General features: G+C 72.1%; 15 protein-coding genes. 6 read left to right on the forward strand and 9 right to left on the reverse strand.

Annotated features, from left to right (window positions below):
- Nucleotides 1-238 precede the first annotated feature (238 nt).
- Complete coding sequence (locus tag ABT232_RS21735; protein ID WP_351842313.1) at nucleotides 239-1861, forward strand: cellulase family glycosylhydrolase; 1623 nt, start codon at nucleotides 239-241, stop codon at nucleotides 1859-1861.
- Between the two features lie 101 nt (nucleotides 1862-1962).
- On the opposite strand, the gene ABT232_RS21740 is transcribed toward ABT232_RS21735, so the two are convergent.
- Nucleotides 1963-2997, reverse strand: a complete 1035-nt coding sequence (locus ABT232_RS21740) for a LacI family DNA-binding transcriptional regulator (protein ID WP_351842315.1) — start codon at nucleotides 2995-2997, stop codon at nucleotides 1963-1965.
- Nucleotides 2994-5411, reverse strand: coding sequence for a glycoside hydrolase family 2 protein (locus ABT232_RS21745; protein ID WP_351842317.1), 2418 nt, complete (start codon nucleotides 5409-5411; stop codon nucleotides 2994-2996). The genes ABT232_RS21740 and ABT232_RS21745 overlap by 4 nt, the downstream gene beginning before the upstream one ends.
- Nucleotides 5412-5679: 268 nt before the next feature.
- Here ABT232_RS21745 and ABT232_RS21750 point away from each other — a divergent pair, with 268 nt between their 5' ends.
- The 3 genes from ABT232_RS21750 (at nucleotide 5680) to ABT232_RS21760 (ending at nucleotide 8941) form a co-directional block, all read left to right on the forward strand.
- The gene (locus ABT232_RS21750) at nucleotides 5680-7002 is read left to right on the forward strand and encodes an ABC transporter substrate-binding protein (protein ID WP_351842319.1); all 1323 of its coding nucleotides are present in this window, start codon (nucleotides 5680-5682) and stop codon (nucleotides 7000-7002) included.
- Between the two features lie 104 nt (nucleotides 7003-7106).
- The gene (locus tag ABT232_RS21755; RefSeq protein WP_351842321.1) at nucleotides 7107-8081 is read left to right on the forward strand and encodes a carbohydrate ABC transporter permease; all 975 of its coding nucleotides are present in this window, start codon (nucleotides 7107-7109) and stop codon (nucleotides 8079-8081) included.
- The gene (locus ABT232_RS21760; protein ID WP_351842323.1) at nucleotides 8078-8941 is read left to right on the forward strand and encodes a carbohydrate ABC transporter permease; all 864 of its coding nucleotides are present in this window, start codon (nucleotides 8078-8080) and stop codon (nucleotides 8939-8941) included. Before ABT232_RS21755 ends, ABT232_RS21760 begins: the two co-directional genes overlap by 4 nt.
- A 7-nt stretch (nucleotides 8942-8948) precedes the next feature.
- Here ABT232_RS21760 and ABT232_RS21765 read toward each other — a convergent pair whose 3' ends face one another.
- From ABT232_RS21765 to ABT232_RS21780, 4 genes are all read right to left on the reverse strand, one after another.
- Nucleotides 8949-10667, reverse strand: coding sequence for a tannase/feruloyl esterase family alpha/beta hydrolase (locus ABT232_RS21765; RefSeq protein ID WP_351842325.1), 1719 nt, complete (start codon nucleotides 10665-10667; stop codon nucleotides 8949-8951).
- 306 nt (nucleotides 10668-10973) lie between these two features.
- The gene (locus ABT232_RS21770) at nucleotides 10974-11588 is read right to left on the reverse strand and encodes a sigma-70 family RNA polymerase sigma factor (RefSeq protein ID WP_351842327.1); all 615 of its coding nucleotides are present in this window, start codon (nucleotides 11586-11588) and stop codon (nucleotides 10974-10976) included.
- A gap of 154 nt (nucleotides 11589-11742) precedes the next feature.
- Nucleotides 11743-12513 (reverse strand): hypothetical protein, encoded by a 771-nt coding sequence (locus ABT232_RS21775; RefSeq protein WP_351842329.1) that lies wholly within the window; start codon nucleotides 12511-12513, stop codon nucleotides 11743-11745.
- Between the two features lie 229 nt (nucleotides 12514-12742).
- Nucleotides 12743-13933, reverse strand: coding sequence for an MBL fold metallo-hydrolase (locus ABT232_RS21780; RefSeq protein ID WP_351842330.1), 1191 nt, complete (start codon nucleotides 13931-13933; stop codon nucleotides 12743-12745).
- A gap of 128 nt (nucleotides 13934-14061) precedes the next feature.
- Here ABT232_RS21780 and ABT232_RS21785 point away from each other — a divergent pair, with 128 nt between their 5' ends.
- Nucleotides 14062-15240, forward strand: a complete 1179-nt coding sequence (locus tag ABT232_RS21785) for a glutamate dehydrogenase (protein ID WP_351842332.1) — start codon at nucleotides 14062-14064, stop codon at nucleotides 15238-15240.
- 38 nt (nucleotides 15241-15278) lie between these two features.
- Complete coding sequence (locus ABT232_RS21790; protein ID WP_351842334.1) at nucleotides 15279-15878, forward strand: TetR/AcrR family transcriptional regulator; 600 nt, start codon at nucleotides 15279-15281, stop codon at nucleotides 15876-15878.
- A gap of 195 nt (nucleotides 15879-16073) precedes the next feature.
- Here ABT232_RS21790 and ABT232_RS21795 read toward each other — a convergent pair whose 3' ends face one another.
- The 3 genes from ABT232_RS21795 to ABT232_RS21805 form a co-directional block, all read right to left on the reverse strand.
- Nucleotides 16074-16859, reverse strand: coding sequence for an SGNH/GDSL hydrolase family protein (locus ABT232_RS21795; protein WP_351842402.1), 786 nt, complete (start codon nucleotides 16857-16859; stop codon nucleotides 16074-16076).
- Between the two features lie 126 nt (nucleotides 16860-16985).
- Nucleotides 16986-17693, reverse strand: coding sequence for a DUF6250 domain-containing protein (locus ABT232_RS21800; RefSeq protein WP_351842336.1), 708 nt, complete (start codon nucleotides 17691-17693; stop codon nucleotides 16986-16988).
- The gene (locus ABT232_RS21805) at nucleotides 17677-19572 is read right to left on the reverse strand and encodes a rhamnogalacturonan lyase family protein (protein ID WP_351842338.1); all 1896 of its coding nucleotides are present in this window, start codon (nucleotides 19570-19572) and stop codon (nucleotides 17677-17679) included. The genes ABT232_RS21800 and ABT232_RS21805 overlap by 17 nt, the downstream gene beginning before the upstream one ends.
- Nucleotides 19573-19729 lie beyond the last annotated feature (157 nt).

Genomic DNA, 19729 nt, shown 5'->3' on the forward strand with positions numbered 1-19729 from the left:
TCCATACTCTCGTGAATGCCACAGGGCGGGAATTACCGGCCGGCGTATTACTTCGCCGTTTTCCTCGCGTATTTCAAAAGCCGAAAGGCATTGAGCCGTTCTTGCCTTTCCGCACCGCCCTGTCGGCCGCGCGCGCCTGACCGAGCGCGCGCACCGCACCGTCACACAGGGACATCAGCGCACGGATCTGTCTGTCATGTACAGGCTATTTCCGTGCGCCCTAGAGCCGGGAGCATGCATGAGAACGAGACTGGCCGCGGCCACGGGCACCATCCTCGCCGTGTGCGCCGCATTCCTCGCCGCCGCGCCGTCGGCCCAGGCCGCCGACCCCGCCGGATTCCACGTCCGCGACGGCCGGCTGCTGGACGCCAACGACAAGGACTTCGTGATGCGCGGCGTCAACCACGCGCACACCTGGTACCCCGACCGCACCACTCAGGCGCTGAAGGACATCAAGGCCAAGGGCGCCAACTCCGTCCGGGTGGTCCTCGCCACCGGCGACCAGTGGACCCGCAACGACGCCGCCGACGTCGCCCGTGTCGTCGGCGAGTGCAAGGCCAACCGCCTCGTCTGCGTCCTGGAGGCGCACGACACCACCGGCTACGGCGAGGCCGGGGCCGCCGCGCCGCTGTCCAAGGCCGTGGACTACTGGCTGAGCGTGCAGGGCTCGCTCGCGGGCCAGGAGAAGTACGTCATCGTCAACATCGGCAACGAGCCGTACGGCAACAGCGGTTACTCCGCCTGGACCGCGGACACCAAGACCGCCATCGGGCGGCTGCGGGCCGCGGGCTTCGACCACACGCTCATGGTCGACGCCCCCAACTGGGGCCAGGACTGGTCGTTCACCATGCGCGACAACGCCGCGTCCGTCTTCGCCGCCGACCCCGACCGCAACACCGTCTTCGACATCCACATGTACGGCGTCTACGACACCGCGGCCGAGGTGAGCGACTACCTGAACCGGTTCGTGAGCGCGCGGCTGCCCATCGTGGTGGGCGAGTTCGGGGACATGCACTCCGACGGCAACCCGGACGAGAACGCCATCATGGCCACCGCGCAGTCGCTGGGCCTCGGCTACCTCGGCTGGTCCTGGAGCGGCAACGGCGGCGGCGTCGAGTACCTCGACCTCGTCCAGGGCTTCGACGCCGGCCGCCCCACCGCCTGGGGGCAGCGCCTCTTCGACGGCGCCAACGGCATCAGGGCCACCGCCAAGGAGGCCAGCGTCTTCTCCGACCCGGCCGGCGGCGACACCACCGCCCCGACCGCGCCGGGCACTCCGACCGTCTCCGGCGTCACCACCGACAGCGTCCGGCTGGGCTGGCCGGCGGCCACCGACAACACCGGGGTGACCGGCTACGACGTGGTGCGCGTCGCCGGCGGCCAGGAGACCGCCGTCGCCACCTCCGCCACCACCACGGCCACGGTGACCGGACTGAACCCCGGCACCTCGTACACCTTCGCCGTCTACGCCCGTGACGCGGCCGGGAACCGTTCGCCGCGCTCGGCCACGGTCACCGCCACCACCGCCCGCGCCGACGGGACGGCGGCCTGCGCGGTGGAGTACCGGCTGAGCGACTGGGGCAGCTCGTTCAACGCGGACGTCACCATCCGCAACCGCTCAACGCAGCCCGTCGACGGCTGGGAGCTGACCTTCGCCTTCCCCGGCACGCAGAAGCTCACCTCGGTCTGGAACGCGAAGGCGACCCAGGAGGGGAACACCGTGCGCGCCGTCCACGAGTCGTGGACCCGGACGATCCCCGCGGGCGGTTCGGTGAGCTTCGGTCTCAGCGGCTCGTCGACCGGGGGCAACGGTGTCCCCACCGCGTTCACGCTGAACGGCAGGGCGTGTGGCGGCTCCTGACCGTCTGAGCTGTCGACCGGTCGCCGGGTGAGACGGTGGCCGGTCGACGGCTGACGGCCCGACCGGACGAAGGGGCGCGGCAGACGGCCGCGCCCCTTCTGTCATCCCTCGGCGGCGGGCGGCGCGGTCGAGGCGCGCGGCACCAGCTGCGGCGTCGCCACGGGCCGGGACGGGACGTCCTCGCCCCCGATCACCTCGAACAGGGTCCGCGCCACCTGGGCCCCGAAGCCGTGCACGTCATGGCTCATCGCCGACAGCGTCGGGTGGGTCAGCCGGCACAGCTGGGAGTCGTCCCAGGCCAGCAGCGACAGCTCGTCCGGCACGGCGACGCCCATCTCGGCGGCGACCCCGAGGCCGGCGACCGCCATGATGTCGTTGTCGTAGACGATGGCCGTCGGACGCTCGGCCGACAGCAGCAGCGACCGCGTGGCACGGCCGCCCTCGTCGCCCGAGAAGCCGGTCTCCAGGTGCAGGCCGCCGTCGAGGCCGAGTTCCGCCATGGTCCGCTCGAACGCGTCCGCCCGGATGGCACTGTGGCCGAGGCCCACCGGGCCGCCGACCCGGGCGATGCGCCGGTGGCCCAGGGCCACGAGATAGCGCACCGCCTCGGCGACGGCCGTGGCGTCGTCGGTCCACACCGAGGGGAAGCCGCCGGTGAGGGACGGGTGGCCGACCGCGACGGCGGGCAGCCCGATCGCGCGGAGCGGGGCGATGCGCGGGTCCTCCCGGTGGAAGTCCACCAGGATGGAACCGCCCACCTGGCGCTCCCGCCACCACCGCTCCTGAAGGTGGATCTCCTCCTCCAGGCTGCCCACCAGGCGCAGCAGCAGTGAGCAGGACCGTTCGGCGAGCACGCTCTCGATACCGGAGACGAACTCCATGTAGAACGGCTCCAGGCCCAGCAGCCGGGCCGGCCGGCAGATCGCCAGCCCGATGGCGTCGACCGACTGCCGGGACAGGCTGCGCGCCGAGGAGTTCGGCGCCCAGCCCAGCTGCCGGGCGACGGCGAAGATCCGCTCCCGGGTGGCCTCGGAGACCCCGGGCTTGTGGTTGAACGCCAGGGACACCGCGCCCTTGGAGACTCCGGCGGCGGCCGCGACGTCCTTGATGGTGACGCGTCCGGCGGGTGCGGTCACCTGGGTACCACGCTGAACAGGGCGGCGCGTACCGCGTCCGCGGTGACGGCGGTGGCGCCGCGCACCCGCAGCCGGGCCCGCTCCCCGGGCAGCAGGGTGCGCAGGCCGGTGTCGCAGACGGCGTCGTCGCCGAGCCGGTCGGCTTGCAGCAGGAGGTCGCGTACGAGCGTCTGAGCTGTCACCACGACCTCGACACTACCGTCGGCCACGGAATCCGTGACGTCGACCTCGTACCGGGGCGCGGGAAGGGCGAACTCCTTGTCGGGGACGGGGAAGTGCAGGGCGCGCAGGCCGTCGGCGTCCGCGACGAGGAACTCCTGGCCCGTCTTCGGATCCGGAAGCAGCTCCGGCGGTACGGCGATCCGGGCCACCTCGCGGCCGGCGACGGTGACGTCGAGCACCGTCTCCGCCACCACGGTGCCGTCCGCGCGGAGGCGGCGCAGCGACACCGCGGTCCGCCACTGCTCGCCCGCCTGGTTGATCACGGCGAGCACGGCACCGTCGGATTCCGGCTGGAGGGTGAGCAGGCGGTCGGCGTAGACGCGGCGCAGCTCGTGGTAGAGCGGCTTGGTCCGGCCGTCGCCGTCGATCGCGGCCCAGGAGCTGACCGGCCAGCAGTCGTTGAGCTGCCAGACGACCGTGCCGGCGCAGACCGGCCAGTGCGAGCGCCAGTGCTCGATGCCGGCGGCCACGGCGCGGGCCTGGACGACCTGGGCGAGGTAGTGCCAGCGGTCGAAGTCGTCGGCGGGCGGGTCGAAGTGGCGGGCGATGCCGCGGTCCAGCTTGCCGTTGCCGTCCTCGGCCTTCTGGTGGTGGAGCATGCCCGGGGAGTGGGCGGCGAGGTCCTCGCCGGGCAGCGCGCGGCGCAGGGTGGCCAGCGCGGGCGGCGCCTGCCAGCCGAACTCCGCGACGAACCGGGGCACGGAGTCGCGGTACTCGGCGTAGTCGCGCCGGTTCCACACCTCCCAGGAGTGGTGGGTGCCGTGCGCCGGGTCGTTGGGGTGGTGCTCCCAGGAGCCGGACCAGGGGCTGCCGGCGGTGTAGGGGCGGGTGGGGTCGAGTTCGGCGACGACGCGGGGCAGCAGGTCCAGGTAGTAGCCGCCGCCCCAGGAGTCGCCCTTGAGCTCCGGCTCCCAGTCCCAGTCGCGGAAGCCCCACAGGTTCTCGTTGTTGCCGTTCCAGAGCACCAGCGAGGCGTGCGGCATCAGTCGGACAACGTTGTCCCGGGCCTCCGCCTCGACCTCGGAGCGCAGTGGCTGTTCCTCGGGGTAGGCGGCGCAGGCGAAGAGGAAGTCCTGCCAGACCATCAGGCCGAGTTCGTCGCAGATGTCGTAGAAGGCGTCGTCCTCGTAGATGCCGCCGCCCCAGATCCGCACCAGGTCGACTCCGGCCTCGGCGGCCTGGGTGAGGCGGGTGCGGTAGCGGTCGGGGGTGACCCGGGAGGGGAAGGCGTCGTCGGGGATCCAGTTGACGCCGCGGGCGAAGATCCGTACGCCGTTGACGACGAAGGTGAAGCCGGTGCCGTGCTCGTCGGCGGACCGGTCCAGCTCGACCGTGCGGAAGCCGACGCGCCGGTGCCAGGAGTCCAGCGGGCGCTCCTCGGGGCCTTCCTCGGCGAGCGTCACCTCCAGGTCGTACAGCGGCTGTTCGCCGTAGCCGCGCGGCCACCACAGCGCAACGTCGGGCACGTCCAGGGTGAGCACGGCCCGCGTGCCGTCGACCTCGGCCACCGCCCGTACGCCGCCCACCGCGGCCTGGACGACGAGGGGCCGGCCCGCGCCCTGCTCGGTGCGCTCGACGTCGACGCGCACCTCCACGCGGCCGGTGCCGTCGGCGACCGTCACCAGCGGGCGCACCTCGGCGAGCCGGGCCGTCGACCAGCGCTCCAGCCGCACCGGCCGCCACATCCCGGCGGTGACCAGGGTGGGGCCCCAGTCCCAGCCGAAGCTGCACGCCATCTTGCGGATGTACTGGAAGGGTTCCGGATAGACGTTGGGCCGGTCTCCGGTCACCACCCGGACGAACTCCGCCTCGTCGTAGGCGGAGGCGAACTCCACGTGGAGTCCGCCGTGCGCGCCGGTGACGTCGAAGCGGTAGCGGCGGTGCATGTTGCGGGTGCGGCCCAGTTCCCGGCCGTCCAGGGTGATCGTGGCGGCGGTGTCGAGGCCGTCGAAGACCAGGTCGGTGCGCTCGTGCGGGCCGGCGGCGGTGTCGGCGGGGTCCAGGTCCCGGCTGTAGGTCCAGGCCCGGCGGCCGACCCATTCCACTTCCCGTTCGTTGAGACCGAGGTAGGGGTCGGGGATCACTCCGGCGGCGAGCAGGTCGGTGTGGACACAGCCGGGGACCTGGGCGGGCAGCGGGGCCCCGCTGTGGTGGAGGCTCCAGCCCTCGGCGAGCGGAACGACTTCCTTCATCTGCGGCTCCTCTTGGCAGGACGGGCCTGGATTCGTGTACGACGCGACTCAACCTAGCCCCGACAGATGAACCGGTCTAGTCCCTGTCTCCAAGGACTCAGCCCCGAGAAAGCGCAGGCCATGGCCTGAAGGCCGTAGATCACCCCGCGAGGCCAGGTAACGATTGGGCATCTCGGTTCGAAGGGGAGCTTTACCGGTTCACCGACGGCTGACATAGTGCCGTCAACCACCGGAGCCCGAGCCGTAACCCTTGGAAGGAGTTGGGCACATGGGGAGGAAGACCCTGAGCGCCGCGCTGCTGGCCACCACGATGCTGACCGTCGTGGGGTGCAGCGGCGGAGGGACCCCGAACGCCGGCGAGACGGCGGTCGCACCATTGAACCCGGACGGCGTCTCGGGCACCATCACGGTCCTGACCAACCGGACCGACCTGGTGCAGAACGGCACGATGAAGAAGTACGCCGCGGAGTTCAACAAGACCTACCCCGACGTGACGGTGAAGTTCGAGGCCATCACCGACTACGAGGGCGAGGTGAAGATCCGGATGAACACCGAGAACTACGGTGACGTCCTGCTGATCCCCTCGGCCGTCGCCAAGGGCGACTACCCCAAGTTCTTCGCGCCGCTCGGCGCCACGCCCACCATGCGCGACCGGTACCTCTTCACCGACAAGACCGATGTCGACGGCAGGACCTACGGCATCGCCACCTTCGGCACCGCCAATGGCCTCGTCTACAACAAGGCGCTGTGGAAGCGGGCCGGGATCACCGACTGGGCCACCACCCCGCGGGAGTTCCTGGACGACCTGAGGACGGTCCGGGAGAAGACCGGGGCCACCCCGTACTACACGAACTTCAAGGACGGCTGGCCGCTCAGCAGCCCCTGGACCAACAGCGTCGGATCGGTCAGCTGCGACAGCCAGGCCTCCGACAAGCTGGCGACGACGGAGAAGCCGTGGGCCGCCGGCTCGGACCTCAATGTGATCGACACGCTGCTGCACGACATCGTCCACGACGGGCTGGCCGAGAAGGACCCGACCACCACCAACTGGGAGGCGTCCAAGAACCTGCTGGCCAAGGGTGAGATCGGCAGCATGCTGCTCGGCTCGTGGGCCATCACGCAGATGCGGGACGCGGCCGAGAAGGCCGGCGAGAACCCCGACGACATCGGCTTCATGCCCTTCCCGTACCAGGCGGACGGACAGTTCTGCGCGACGCTGGTCTCCGACTACCAGCTGGCCGTCAACGTCCACTCCGAGCACAAGTCCGCGGCGCGCGCCTGGATCGACTGGTTCACCGAGAAGTCCGGCTACTCCGCCGAGGAGGGCGCCGTCTCCGCCCTGAAGACCGCCTCCCTGCCCGACACCCTCAAGACCTACGTTGACAACGATGTCAAGATGGTGGAGCGCTCCGAGACCAGGACGGCGGAGGTCAACGCTATCGACAACGCCGCCGAGATCGGCCTGAGCAAGCAGGACTACCGGCAGAAGCTCGTCGACATCGCCCGCGGCGCCCAGGACGGATCGCTCCGGGACTACTTCGACGACCTCGACAAGCGCTGGGCCGAAGCCGCGCGGACCGCCGGTTCCTGACCGGCGGCCCCCGGCCGGCGCACACCGGGTCCCGGCCACCACGGCCCCGGACCGTGCCCGGCGCGCCGGCGCCCGCAGAGGACGACGAAAGGCTCTCGCCCGCAATGACCCGAACCACCACCTCCACCGCATCCCCGCCCGCACCGGCCGGCAAGGCGGACCCGGACCCCCGGCGCCCCCGGCACTCGGCCGCCCGGGCGCGCTCCTGGCGCGACCATCCGCTGCGCCGGGTCACGCCCTGGCTGTTCCTGGTGGTCCCCCTGGCACTGCTGATCACGTTCACCTATGTGCCGGTGGGCAACATGCTCTTCTACAGCTTCACCGACTGGGACGGCGTCAGCCCCGACCGCGAGTTCGTCGGCGCCGAGAACTACACCCAGCTGTTCACCCGCCCCGAACTGTTCCGGGTGTTCGCGGTGAGCCTCTACTACCTCGCGGCGTCCGTCGTGCAGATCGTCATCGCCCTCTACTTCGCCACCGTGCTCAGCTTCGATCTGCGGTTCAGGAACCTCTTCAAGGGCATCCTGTTCTTCCCCTATCTGATCAACGGGGTCGCGATCGGCTTCGTCTTCCTCTACTTCTTCCAGGACGGCGGCACCCTCGACTCGATCCTGTCCTTCCTCGGCATCGGCGGCGACCACGCCTGGCTGGGCGACCCGGAATCGGCGAACACCTCGCTGGCCGGTGTCTCCGTGTGGCGCTTCACGGGTCTGAACTTCGTGCTGTTCCTCGGCGCGATCCAGTCCGTGCCGGGCGAGCTCTATGAGGCGGCGCAGCTGGACGGGGCGACCCGCTGGCAGCAGTTCCGGCACATCATCGCCCCCAGCATCCGGCCCGTGCTCAGCCTCAGTGTCATCCTGGCGATCTCCGGCTCCCTGGCCGTCTTCGAGATCCCTTACATCATGACCGGCGGCGCGACCGGCACCTCGACCTTCGTCATCCAGACGGTCAAGCTCGCCTTCCAGTTCAACAAGACGGGCCTGGCCTCGGCCTGCGCCGTGGTGCTGCTGCTGATCATCCTGCTGATCACCTGGATCCAGCGCCGTCTGGTGCCCGACGACAAGGTGGACCTCGTATGACCCTCACCGCGCCCGGCCGGCCGCACAAGCGCCGCCCCTCCGGCATCGCCACCGCGCTGACCTATCTGTCCCTGGTGATCGCGTCCCTCGTGGTGCTGATCCCGCTCGTCGTCGTGCTCCTCACCTCGCTCAAGACCTCGCGGGAGGTCGCCGACGGCGGCGGCGCGCTGAGCCTGCCCGACGACTGGCTCAACTTCTCCAACTACGCGACCGCCTTCACCGACGGCCATATGCTCACGGCCTTCGGCAACACCGCCTTCATCCTGCTGTTCTCCATCACCGGCACGGTGGTGATCGGCTCGATGACGGCGTACGCCATCGACCGCTTCGAGTTCCGCCTCAAGAAGCTGGTGATGGCCCTGTTCCTGGTCGCCACCCTGGTCCCCGGGGTGACGACCCAGGTGGCGACCTTCCAAGTGGTCAACAGCTTCGGCCTGTTCGACACGCGCTGGGCGCCGATCCTGCTGTACATGGGCACGGACATCGTGTCGATCTACATCTTCCTCCAGTTCATCCGCGGCATCCCGGTCTCGCTGGACGAGGCCGCGCGGCTGGACGGGGCCAACGCCTTCACCATCTACCGCAGGATCATCTTCCCGATGCTGAAGCCGGCGATCGCCACCGTCGTCATCATCAAGGGCATCACCACGTACAACGACTTCTACATCCCGTTCCTCTACATGCCGTCGGAGGATCTGGGGACGATCTCCACCGCGTTGTTCCGGTTCAAGGGCCCGTTCGGGGCGCACTGGGAGAACATCTCGGCCGGGGCGATCCTGGTGATCCTGCCGACGCTGCTGGTGTTCCTGTTCCTCCAGCGCTACATCTACAACGGCTTCGCGCAGGGGGCGACGAAGTAGGCCCGGCTCACCGTCCGCCACCGGTGCGGCACCGGAAGCTGCTCGCCGCGCCGGGGTCGCCGGTGCCGGTGTACCGCGGCCAGGCCGGGTAGGCGCACAGCGGCCGGGTGCGGAGACCGGCGCCCGGGTTGCGGTCGGTGACGACGGGGTTCCGCGGGGCCTCGCCGGTGCGCGTCCAGTCCTCCAGGGCGGTCAGCGAGTCCCAGCTCGCCGCGAAGGGCGTGCCGATGTTGGCGTGGTTGGCGCCGGGCACCAGGTAGAGCCGGGCGAACTCCTGGGTGGCGCGCTTGCCCATGACCCGCTGGACGCGCCGGAAGTACTCCACGGTGGAGCGGTGGCTGACCAGTTCGTCGGCCGTGCCGTGCAGGACCAGCAGCTTGCCGCCGGCCCGCGCGAAGCGGCTCAGGTCCGGGTCGTTGACGTCCTGGAGCGCCGACAGTTCGCTGATACGGCGCTGCCAGCGGCCGGGGGCGAGCGGGTCGACGGTGAGGGCGCCGCGGGCGGGGTCGCGGGTGACGAAGTACTTCACCCACTGGTCCCAGAACTGGACGCCGTAGCCGCTGGTCCTCGGCATCGGGTCGGCGGGTGCCTGGCTGCCCATGCCGAGCAGCGGGGTCGTCATGTCGGCGCCGGAGAGGAAGGGGAAGCCCGGGTAGCCGGTCTCGCCGCTGGCGAGCTCGTACTTCCAGCGCAGCGGGGTGGACAGGGCCTTCACCGCGTCGATCTGACGGTCGGTCAGGCAGACGGCGGTGGCGCCGGTGGTGCTCGTGCCGCCCACGCCGCCTCGGCCTGCCGTGTCTGCCGTCTCCTCGGCCTCGTCAGCCTCGTCGGGGCAGCGCAGGGTGCGCGGGTCGAAGCGGCAGCCCGCCTCGTCGGAGATGACGCCGTCGCGCAGTCCGTCGTCCCCGTCGCAGGCCTCGATGACGCTGCGGTGGAGCAGTTCCTGCTGGGCCGGTCCGGGGAAGGCGCCCGGCTGGGCGAGCACCTGGGCCTCGTAGCCGAAGAACAGGTCGAGGCTCGCGGCGTTCCAGGCGGGGTAGACGGCGATGACGCCGTCGAAGTCGGCCGGCCAGCGCTGGGCGACGGCGAGGGCCTCGCGGCCGCCGGTGGACCCTCCGGCGAAGTAGCTGCGGGCGGGGCTCGTCCCGTAGTGGGCGCGCAGGACGTACCGGGCGGCGTCGCGGGTCTTCTTCAGGGCGTTCCCGGCGAAGTTGCGCAGCGCCTCGTCGTTGCCGCCGAAGGAACCGTCGAGGCTCGGGGTCGGCTGGTGGTCCGGGGCGGCCTGGTGACCGGAGTCCCCGGCGAACACGGCGTATCCGCGGGCCAGCGGGGTGGGCCGGTCGACGGGGCCGAACGGTACATTGCCCGCCACGTCCGGCACGGTCCCGTCGTAGCCCCCGCCGCCGAGCATCATCGCGCCGCCGTTCCAGAGCACCGGCAGGGCGACGCGAAGCCTGATGTCCGGGGCGGTCGGGTCCACGGGGCGGACGACCGCGTCGACGCGGCAGTAGGCACCGGTCGCGGCCGTGCCCTGCCCGGACGCGGGCACCTGCTGGGCCGCGGTCACCTCGCCGCCGGTGGTCGGCAGGCCGATCGCGGCGGCCGGGATCGCCAGCCCGACCAGGCCCGTGCAGGACACCGTCACCGGCTCGGCGTGCGCCACGGGCGCACACATGCCGGCGATCAGCGTGCCCGCGAGGCCCGCCGTGGCAAGGAACCGTCTCATGCGCTCCACGCTCCTCTGTCTCCTTCGCACCCTTGCGAGGGCGCAAGGCTAGGCAGCGCGCGGCGGAGCCCCTATGGGACGGGCCCACATAGGCGGAGCGGGATTCGTGTGGCCGGCCCGTCGATTCCGGTTCGGCGATTCCGCTTCGGCGTCGACCGGATCGGTGAGGATCACGAACGCGCCCACGGACGCACGCGGACTCGCCCACGGCCGGGCGCCGCGTCCTGGGCGCGGCGCACCGCGCGCCCGGCACGGGAGAGCGCACCGGTGCCCGGCGGTGGCGGGCACCTGGCGCGCTCCCCGGTCTCAGGCCGCCCGGAGGGCGGACGAGGCCTGCTCGTCCAGCAGATCGAGCAGGGTCGCGCGCGCCCGTGCGACGCGGGAGCGGACCGTCCCGACCGGGCAGTCGCTGAGCGCGGCCGCCTCCGCGTACGGCAGGCCGACCAGCTGGGTGAGGACGAACGCCTCCCGCCGCTCGTCGGGCAGCGCCGCCAGCAGGTCGAGCAGCGCGACGCCGTCGTCGAACCCCGGCAGGCCGCGCGGCTGCGCGTGCTCCACGGCCAGCTGCCAGTCGGCCACGTCGGACAGGCGGGGTCTCGCGGAGGCGTGCCGGTGGCTGTCGACCACCGCGCGGCGGGCGATGGACAGCAGCCACGCGCGCGCCGAGGAGCGGCCCTCGAACCGGTGCAGGCTGCCGAGCGCGCGCAGGAACGTGTCCTGTGCCAGGTCGTCGACGGCCTGGGGGTCGGCGCACAGATGGGCGACGTAGCGCAGGACGTCGCGGTGCAGGGCGCGCACGAAGCGTTCGACGGCCTCGGTGTCACCGCTGCGGGCGGCGAGGGCCCAGGCGGTGATCGACTCGTCCCTGTGCGGAGTCCGGTCGTACGCGCCGCGTGAGGCGGGCGGAGCAGAAGTGATCACTTGGTATCCTTCTCGGTCATCCGTGATCCGGGCCGGGACGCGTCGGCGCGCGGCCGGTCCGGTGAGGGGAGGACGGCCGTACGGCACCGGTGCGGGCGTACGGCCGTGACCCGAGGCGCCGTACACGGGCGGCCTCGGGTGGTGCCGGCTGTCGTCAGGCGACAGCGGTCCCCACGGGCGGACCCCGAGAAGTGATCGCGTGGACGAGGAGCAGACGTGGCGCCCGCTCCGAACGGCGGCGCCGCGCGCGGACGCGCGGACGCTCCGGGGTGACGGGCAGGGCGAAGAACAGCCGCAGCGGCGCGGCCAGCCATCCGGCCACGGCCCGCAGGATGCGGAACGCGGCCTTCTCGCCGTACGCCAGCCACAGCCCGCACAGCAGCGCGGCCAGCAGATGAGCGGCGAACATGCCGTACGACGAGGATCCGGCCATGGCGTGGCCCATGCCCAGGGGCCCGATGTCCATCGCGTCCATGGCACCCACCGCGTCCGCCGTGTCCATGGCGTTCATGGCTTCCGTGGCGTGGTGGGTGTGCGTGGCGGCGATCGGGTGCGCGTGGGCGTGGGGCGCGCCCATGTCCATGAGCATGGTGGAGGACGGTGTCGAGGCCGTCGAGGACGTCGCGGTCATGGAGTCCGCCGCCGGGACCGGGGCAGCGGGGCCCGCGCTCGCCGACTGGGCGAAGGAGAAGGCCGAGTGCAGCGCGGTCTGGGCCACGACCACGACGGTGACGACCAGCGGCAGTCCGCGCTCACGCCCCGCCAGGCACCAGCCCGCGCCGCAGGTGACGGCCGCACCGGCCGCGAGCGCCCAGGCCGGGACGTCGGTGCCGGACATCAGCACATGGCCCAGGGCGGCGAGCAGCACGCAGACGGCCGCGAACAACGCGGCCCGCAGCATGCGGGAGCACCACCCAGCAGTCATGGCGCCTCATCCTCGCATCCGGCCCCGGTCCTCAGGGAGGGGTACGGAAAACGACCGGAGCGCACTCAACCCGCTCCGGGAGACGGACCGTCCGGGCGCCGGGTTCCGCACCGCACGGGTGGGACGCGTCACGCGCCGCCCGGTGCCCTGCCGGTGCTCGCGTGTGCCAGTGCCCGCGGTGTCAGTGCTCCCCGGTGTCAGTGCTCGCCGGTAACAGTGCTCCCCGGTGTCAGTGCTCGCCGGCGAGGTCGAGGTCGGGCTGCCCGGCAGCGGCGGTGTCCGGCTGTGCGGCCTCCCGCCAGGGGCGCGCGACCGGGGCGGACACCGACCGCCACCACGGCTCGGCGGGAAGCTTCCCGGCGGGCTCGAAGGGCTCGCCCGGCCGCGGTACGGCCACCGCCTGCCCGGCCGCCGCCGCGGCGTCCTTCGTCCACTCCCCCGGCTCCGCCCAGGCGTGCGGGGCCAGGTTGAAGGTGCCCCAGTGGATCGGCAGGAGCACCCCGCCCGGACTGCCGCCCAGCAGATCGAGATGGGCCCGTACGCCCTCGTCGGGGGTCATGTGGATGTCCGGCCAGAACTCGCTGTAGGCCCCGATCTGGATCATCGTGGCGTCGAACGGGCCGTACGTTGCGCCGATCTCCTTGAAGCCGTCGAAGTAGCCGGTGTCGCCGCTGTGGAACACCCGGTGCTCCTCGCCCGCGACGGACCAGGACGCCCAGAGGGTGTGCTGGGTGTTGCGCAGACCGCGGCCGCAGAAGTGGCGGGCCGGGGTGGCGGTCAGGGTGAGGCCGCCGACCCGGGTCGACTCGTGCCAGTCCAGCTCGCGCAGACGCGTGGACGACACGCCCCAGGCCTCCAGGTGGGCGCCCACGCCGAGCGGTACGGCGAAGAGGGTGTCCGTGCCGGCCAGCGCCTTGATCGTGGGCATGTCCAGGTGGTCGTAGTGGTCGTGCGAGATGACGACGACGTCGACCGGGCCGAGGGCGGCGAGCGGGAGCGGGACCGGGTGCAGCCGCCGCGGTCCGGCGAACGGGAACGGGGAGCAGCGCTCACCCCAGACGGGGTCGAAGAGCACCCGCTGCCCGTCGATCTCCGCGAGCACGCTGGAGTGGCCCATCCAGGTCAGCCGCAGACCGGTGGCCGGCGGCTTGGCGAGGTCGGCGAGGGTGGTGCCGTGCACCGGCAGGGTGCCCTGGGGGGCGCGGCGGGCGCGGGCTTCCTTGTCGAAGTAGATCCTGGCGAAGTCCCGGGTCGAGCCGGAGGGCCGGATCCGCGAGGGGCCGCCGGGGTTCTGGAAGACGCCGTCCTTGGAGTGCGGCGATCTGCGGATCCGCGCCATGCGCTCACCGCTGGGGTCCGCGCCGAAGGCCACGGGCCGCAGGGCGCGGAGCCCGGAGCTCAGGGAACGGGAACCGGCCACGGTACCTCCTGGTGGAGTCGGTGAGGCCTCCATTATGGTCCGCTCGCCGACACCGCGTTGACATGAACCGAGCAGGGTCCCGATACTGACTCGCCATTCAGTAGGAACGCCCGCACCGAGGAGCCCGCATGACCGGCCCCCTGATCTCCCTCACCTGGACCGACCACGTCACCGGCAGCCGGGGCTTCCTGGTCGTCGACCGCCTGGTGCGCGGCGTCTCCAGCGGCGGCCTGCGGATGCGCCCCGGCTGCACGCTGGACGAGGTGGCCGGGCTCGCCCGCGGGATGACCATGAAGGAGGCGCTGCACTACCGCCCCGAGAACCGGTACGTCCCGCTCGGCGGCGCCAAGGGCGGCATCGACTGCGACCCGCGCGACCCGGAGGCGTACGGGCTGCTGGTGCGCTACCTGCGGGCCATGCGGCCGTACGTCGAGTGCTTCTGGACCACCGGGGAGGACCTGGGTCTCAGCCAGGACCTGGTGGACCGGGCCGCCGTCGAAGCCGGGCTCGTCTCCTCCGTCCAGGCCGTCTACCCGCTGCTCGAGGACGAGGCCGCCGCCCGACGGCGGCTCGCCGACGCGTTCGCCTCGACGGTGGACGGCATCGGGCTGGACGAGCTGGTCGGCGGCTGCGGGGTCGCCGAGTCGGTGCTGACCGCGCTGGACCGGGCCGGGGTGCCGTACCCGGGCACACGGGTCGCCGTGCAGGGGTTCGGCACCATGGGCGGCGCCACCGCGCGGTTCCTCGCCGGGGCGGGTCTGACCGTCGTGGCCGTCGCCGACATCAAGGGCACCGTCGCCAACCCGGCGGGCCTCGACGTGGAGGCGCTGCTCGCCGCGCGGGACGACCACGGCACGGTGGACCGCTCCGCGCTGCGGCCCGGCGACCGTGAGCTGCCCGGCGAGGCATGGCTGTCCATCGACGCGGAGGTGCTGGTGCCGGCGGCCGTCTCCTACACGATCGACGCCGACAACCAGGCCCTCGTCACCGCGCGTTGGATCGCCGAGGCCGCCAACATGCCCGTTCTGCCGGAGGCGGAGGGGCCGCTGGCCGCGCGGGACGTGACCGTGCTGCCGGACGTCGTCGTCAACTCCGCGACCAACGCCTGGTGGTGGTGGACGCTCTTCGGCGACATCGGCGCCGACCCCGACGAGGCGTTCGCCCACGTACGCCGTGCCGTGCGCGAGCTGACCGACCGGACGCTGGCCCGCGCGGAGGCCGACGGAACGACCCCGAGGGCCGCCGCGCACGCCCTGGCCGAGGAACGGCTGCCGGTGATCGCCGAGCGCTTCGGCTGGTACCGGTGACGGCCGGGGGCTCCGACTCCGCCCGCTAGGGTGACCGCGTGGCGAGAGTGCGGTTGAGCGTCGAACAGCGGCGCGAGGAGTTGCTGCGGGCAGCGGTCGGACAGATCGAGGCGCGGGGCGTGGCGGCGGTCCGGATCGCGGACGTGGCGGCGGCGCTCGGCGTGAGCAACGCGCTGGTCCTCTATCACTTCTCCACCAAGGAGAAGCTCGTCGCCGCCGCGTTCGCCTACGCGGCCGAGGACGACCTCGCCCATCTGCGCGGGCTCCTCGGCCGGCGCACCACCGCGCTGCGCCGGCTGCGCGCGGCGGTCCGCTGGTACGCCCCCACGGGCCAGGCCAAGGGCTGGCGGCTGTGGATCGAGGGCTGGTCGGCGGCGCTGCGCGAGCCCGCGCTGCGGGACGTCACCCGGGACCTCGACAGGCAGTGGAAGGCGGCCCTGGCGGAGGTGATCGCCGAGGGCGTCGCCGCGGGCGAGTTCCACTGCCCGGACCCCGCCGCCTCCGCCCTCCGCCTCACCGCGCTCCTCGACGGCCTCGCCGTCCAGCTGACCTCCTACACCGGCACGCTCTCCCGCACCAAGGCCCAGCAGTGGGTGGACGAGGCCCTGACCCGAGAACTGGGCTTGCCGCAGGCGTAGGGGGACGGGAGCGGCCTTGCTGCCGGGCCAGGGCCGCTGCCCGATCGCCGGCCGGGGGCCGCGAGCCCGGCCGGCGACCGTGTGACGGGGGCGCCACCACGCGCGCCACGCGAACCATCCCGCCGGACCCCGCGCCCCGGTCCCCCGTCCCCCGCGACCCCACCGCGCACGCAAGGCCCCCGCGGCCACCGCGTCCTACGCGACGGCGGCGATCCGCAGCTTGATGTCGTCCGGAGACAGAGCGCCCTTCGCGGTGACATGGTCGCCGGAGGACTCGCCGCGCAGGCGGCGGCCGATCCACGGCACCAGGTACTCGCGGGCCCAGTGCACGTCGTCGCGGCGGACCTCCAGCGTGCCGCGCGGCGGGAGCGGCGGCCACGGCTGCTCGGGGTCGGCGGGCACGGGCAGGCCCAGCGCCTGGCCCGCGCGCAGGGCGACCCGGGTGTGCCCCTCGGGCGAGAGGTGGAGCCGGTCGCCGTCCCAGGCCCTGCGGTCCTGGACGGACTTCAGGGACCACAGGTCGAGCACCGGACAGCCGTACCGGTCGGCGACGGCCCGCACATGCCCGTTGTACGTCGCGATCTTGCCGCGCAGATGCTTGAGCAGCGGCACACCACGGGTGTCGAAGCCGGTGGTGACCAGTACGGTGCCCGCGGCGGCGGTCAGCGCGGCGATCGCCCGCTCGAACCGCTCGGCGACCTCGTCGGGGTCGGTGCCGGGCCGCAGGATGTCGTTGCCGCCGGCACAGAAGGAGACCAGGTCCGGGGCCATGCGAACGGCCTGCGGCACCTGGTCGGCCATGATCTGGTCGAGCAGCTTCCCGCGCACGGCGAGGTTCGTGTACCGGAAGTCGCCCTCGGGCCGCCGGTCCGCGAGCAGTACCGCGAACCGGTCGGCCCAGCCGACGAACGCCCCGTCGGGGCCGGGGTCGCCGACGCCCTCGGTGAAGCTGTCCCCCACCGCCACGTACGACCCGATCACTGATCTGCTGTCATTCTTCGAATCGTCTGCCACGTCGGCCCATGATTCACCTTCGAATGTGACCTACGCGATCGTAGGGAAGGGTTGACGGGCGGTGAGATAAGCCACTCTTCAAGGATTGGTCAACTACGGAATAAGGCGCCGCACCTGGAAGTCACTGATGCGGAAGTGACTCCACACGGTCCGGAAGGCGAAATGCCCCGAGGTGTACGGATCCGGGTCGGTCCAGTCGAAGACCAGCCGCCCGTTGTTCCACCACCGCACGGTCGAACCGTCGGAGACGATCCGCACCCGGTGCGGCCGGTTGGGCACCAGCAGCGGCTCGGTGTAGTCGTACACCAGCGGTCGGACCCCGGCCTCGCCGACGTAACGGCGCAGTCGGGTCGTGGTGTTGGTGTTGGCGCCGTAGCCGACGTAGTACGTCTTGAGCAGGTCGTACTCGGCCAGCGCGCCGCCGCGCGGGGTGGCGAAGAGGTCGTCCGGGGAGCGGACGTCGGTCGCGTTCCAGAAGTTGTTGAGGTCCGAGACACGGTCGTTGGGGCCGCCCGCGGAGACGGGTGTCGCCGTGTACTGGAGGACGTACGGCCCGCGCAGCCGCTGCTTGAACCAGACCGTCGCGCCGCTCGGCACGTCGATCTCCAGCACTCCTCGGGAGGCGGTGACGGTGCCGCCGTCCTGGAGTTCGGTGGCCCACTGGCCGAGGCCGTGACGGAAGTCGTCGCGGGCGATGAGGCGGCCGTGGCGGGGCGCGGCCTGCGCGGGGCCCGCCGGGGTGAGGGCGGCAAGGGCGGCGCCGGCCGCCAGCGCGCCGAAGGCTCTACGCGTGGTGGTCACGGGAGTCGGCTCCTTCGGGAGTGGTGATCGAGGGCTTCGGCACCCGGCGGGTCTCGGTGCCGAGGTAGTAGTCGGTGTACGTGGACTGGAGATAGCCGCGCACGGTCCAGCCGAGGCGGTAGGCCGGGTTCTGGGCGAGGGTGTAGAGGCGGGTCCGCGTCGGCTCGGTGGTGGTGTAGAGGCGCAGCGCGCTGTGGTCGGCGGTCTCGGCGAGGATCTCCTCGCGCCAGTCGCCGAGCAGATCGCCGTAGAAGGGGGTGGCGTTGCGCGGGCCGGCGACGACACCGGACGGGTCGAGGATCCGCGTGGTGGTCTCGCTCGCAGGGTCCCACTTCTCGACGTAGGTGTGGTCGAGGAGTTCGGACGCCTTGTCCCCGTCCCACCAGATCCGGAAGTTGACGCTGGGCGTGGTCGTCGCGACCTTGCCGTCCCGAACGTTGAAGACGCCCGCGCCGGGCCGGGTCACGTCGGCGGTGGAGGTCCAGTACTCGTAGCCCGGGTGGCCGGGGTCGATGTCGGCGGCGTTGCCCCGGCCGACGTCGAGGTCGGCCTCGCTCACCGGGTCGGCCGGGTGCACGCCGGTCGCCAGACGCTCACCGGTGTCGGCGTCGTAGTAGTACCAGGGGAACTTGGACACGATGCCCAGTTCGGACTGCTGGATGGCGAAGCCCTCGAGGCCGGGGCGTTCGGGGTCGAGGTCGCCGATGTCGAAGCGGTCGCCGTGGCCTGCGCCGTCGACGACGTAGCGCAGCGTGCCGTCGGCGTTCACCACGTAGTTGCCGTCGGCGATCTCGTCCCTGCCGTCCTGGTCGACGTCGACGGTGCGGATCTGGTGGAAGCTGGTCGCGCCGCTGTCCGCGGGGACGACGTACTTCCAGCGGCGGGTCAGCTCGGTGCCGTCGAAGTCCCAGGCCTGCAAGAGGGTCCGGAAGGCGCCGCGGCGGGCGCCGACGCGGGTGACCAGCTTGGTGACCAGGCTGGGGTGCACACCGTCGAGGTGGGCGATGCCGAAGTGGCCGCCGGACGGGCCGTCGGCGGTGAAGTCGTCGGGCACGGGCTGACGGGTGCGCTCGGTGCCGGTGGCGCCGTCGATCACGGAGACGAACTGCCGGGCCGGCGAGTCGGCGGTGACCTGGCCGCCGTCCGCGAAGGTGGTGCCGGCGGCGGTGTGCACCAGCACCTCGGCGCTGCCGTCGCTGTCGAGGTCGTACACCGTGACGTTGTCGTCGTTGCGGTAGCCGCCGATCTGGGTCGAGCCGCTGATCGCGGCGGGCGCCGGGTCGTTGGCGCCGTTGCCGCCCACCTGGGTGTACGAGCCGGGGCCGAGGTCGACCCGCCACAGCCGCTCGCCGGTGAGCGTGTACGCCTCCAGCAGGTCGGGCCGGTCCCGGGTCTGCGACAGCCGGCTGACGACGAGTTCGTAGCGTCCGTCGCCGTCGAGGTCACCGGGCCAGGCGTGGTGGACGTAGTAGCCGTCGGCGGCGGCGAGGGGAATCTCGGCGTGGCCGTCGGCCAGGGCGAGGGCGGGCGCGCTCGGCCGCAGTTCGCGGCCGTGGACGACGGCGCGCACGGTGTAGGTGCCGGTGCCGCGGGTGTCGTCCTGGTAGGTCGTCGACTTGGTGACCGGCGCGCGGTTCAGCCGCCGCCCGTCCTTGTACACGTTGAAGGCGAGGGCGTCGCCGTATCGCGCGTACTCGGTGCCGAGGAGGCGCCAGCTGAGGAAGGTGCCGGCGCCGGAGGGCACGGCGACCAGGCCGCGGTCCAGGTTCTCCACGATCCGGCGGGGCTCGGCGGCGTGCCCGGCGGGTGCGGAGAACAGCCCGGCCAGCAGGGCCGAGGCGACGACGGCACCGATTCTTCGGCGTCCGAGGGGGTGCATGGGGCAGTGCTCCTTCATGGGCGAGGAGGAGGGAGGAGAGGGGTGGAGACGGAGAGGAAAGACGGAGAGGGGACGTAGAAGCGCGGGGAAAGCGCTTGCTGACCCTCGGGAACCACTCTGTCCTCACCCTCGACCCCATGTCGATGCCTCGAACAGG

The sequence above is a fragment of the Streptomyces sp. NPDC001532 genome, from assembly GCF_040298625.1.
Taxonomy (GTDB): Bacteria; Actinomycetota; Actinomycetes; order Streptomycetales; family Streptomycetaceae; genus Streptomyces.

Bases quoted from the DNA above. Each gene is read 5' to 3' on its own strand.
- ABT232_RS21735 (WP_351842313.1), top strand. From the start codon at position 239: ATGAGAACGAGACTGGCCGCGGCCACGGGCACCATCCTCGCCGTGTGC.
- ABT232_RS21745 (WP_351842317.1), bottom strand. From the start codon at position 5,411: ATGAAGGAAGTCGTTCCGCTCGCCGAGGGCTGGAGCCTCCACCACAGC.
- ABT232_RS21750 (WP_351842319.1), top strand. From the start codon at position 5,680: ATGGGGAGGAAGACCCTGAGCGCCGCGCTGCTGGCCACCACGATGCTG.
- ABT232_RS21755 (WP_351842321.1), top strand. From the start codon at position 7,107: ATGACCCGAACCACCACCTCCACCGCATCCCCGCCCGCACCGGCCGGC.
- ABT232_RS21760 (WP_351842323.1), top strand. From the start codon at position 8,078: ATGACCCTCACCGCGCCCGGCCGGCCGCACAAGCGCCGCCCCTCCGGC.
- ABT232_RS21765 (WP_351842325.1), bottom strand. From the start codon at position 10,667: ATGAGACGGTTCCTTGCCACGGCGGGCCTCGCGGGCACGCTGATCGCC.
- ABT232_RS21775 (WP_351842329.1), bottom strand. From the start codon at position 12,513: ATGACTGCTGGGTGGTGCTCCCGCATGCTGCGGGCCGCGTTGTTCGCG.
- ABT232_RS21785 (WP_351842332.1), top strand. From the start codon at position 14,062: ATGACCGGCCCCCTGATCTCCCTCACCTGGACCGACCACGTCACCGGC.
- ABT232_RS21805 (WP_351842338.1), bottom strand. From the start codon at position 19,572: ATGCACCCCCTCGGACGCCGAAGAATCGGTGCCGTCGTCGCCTCGGCC.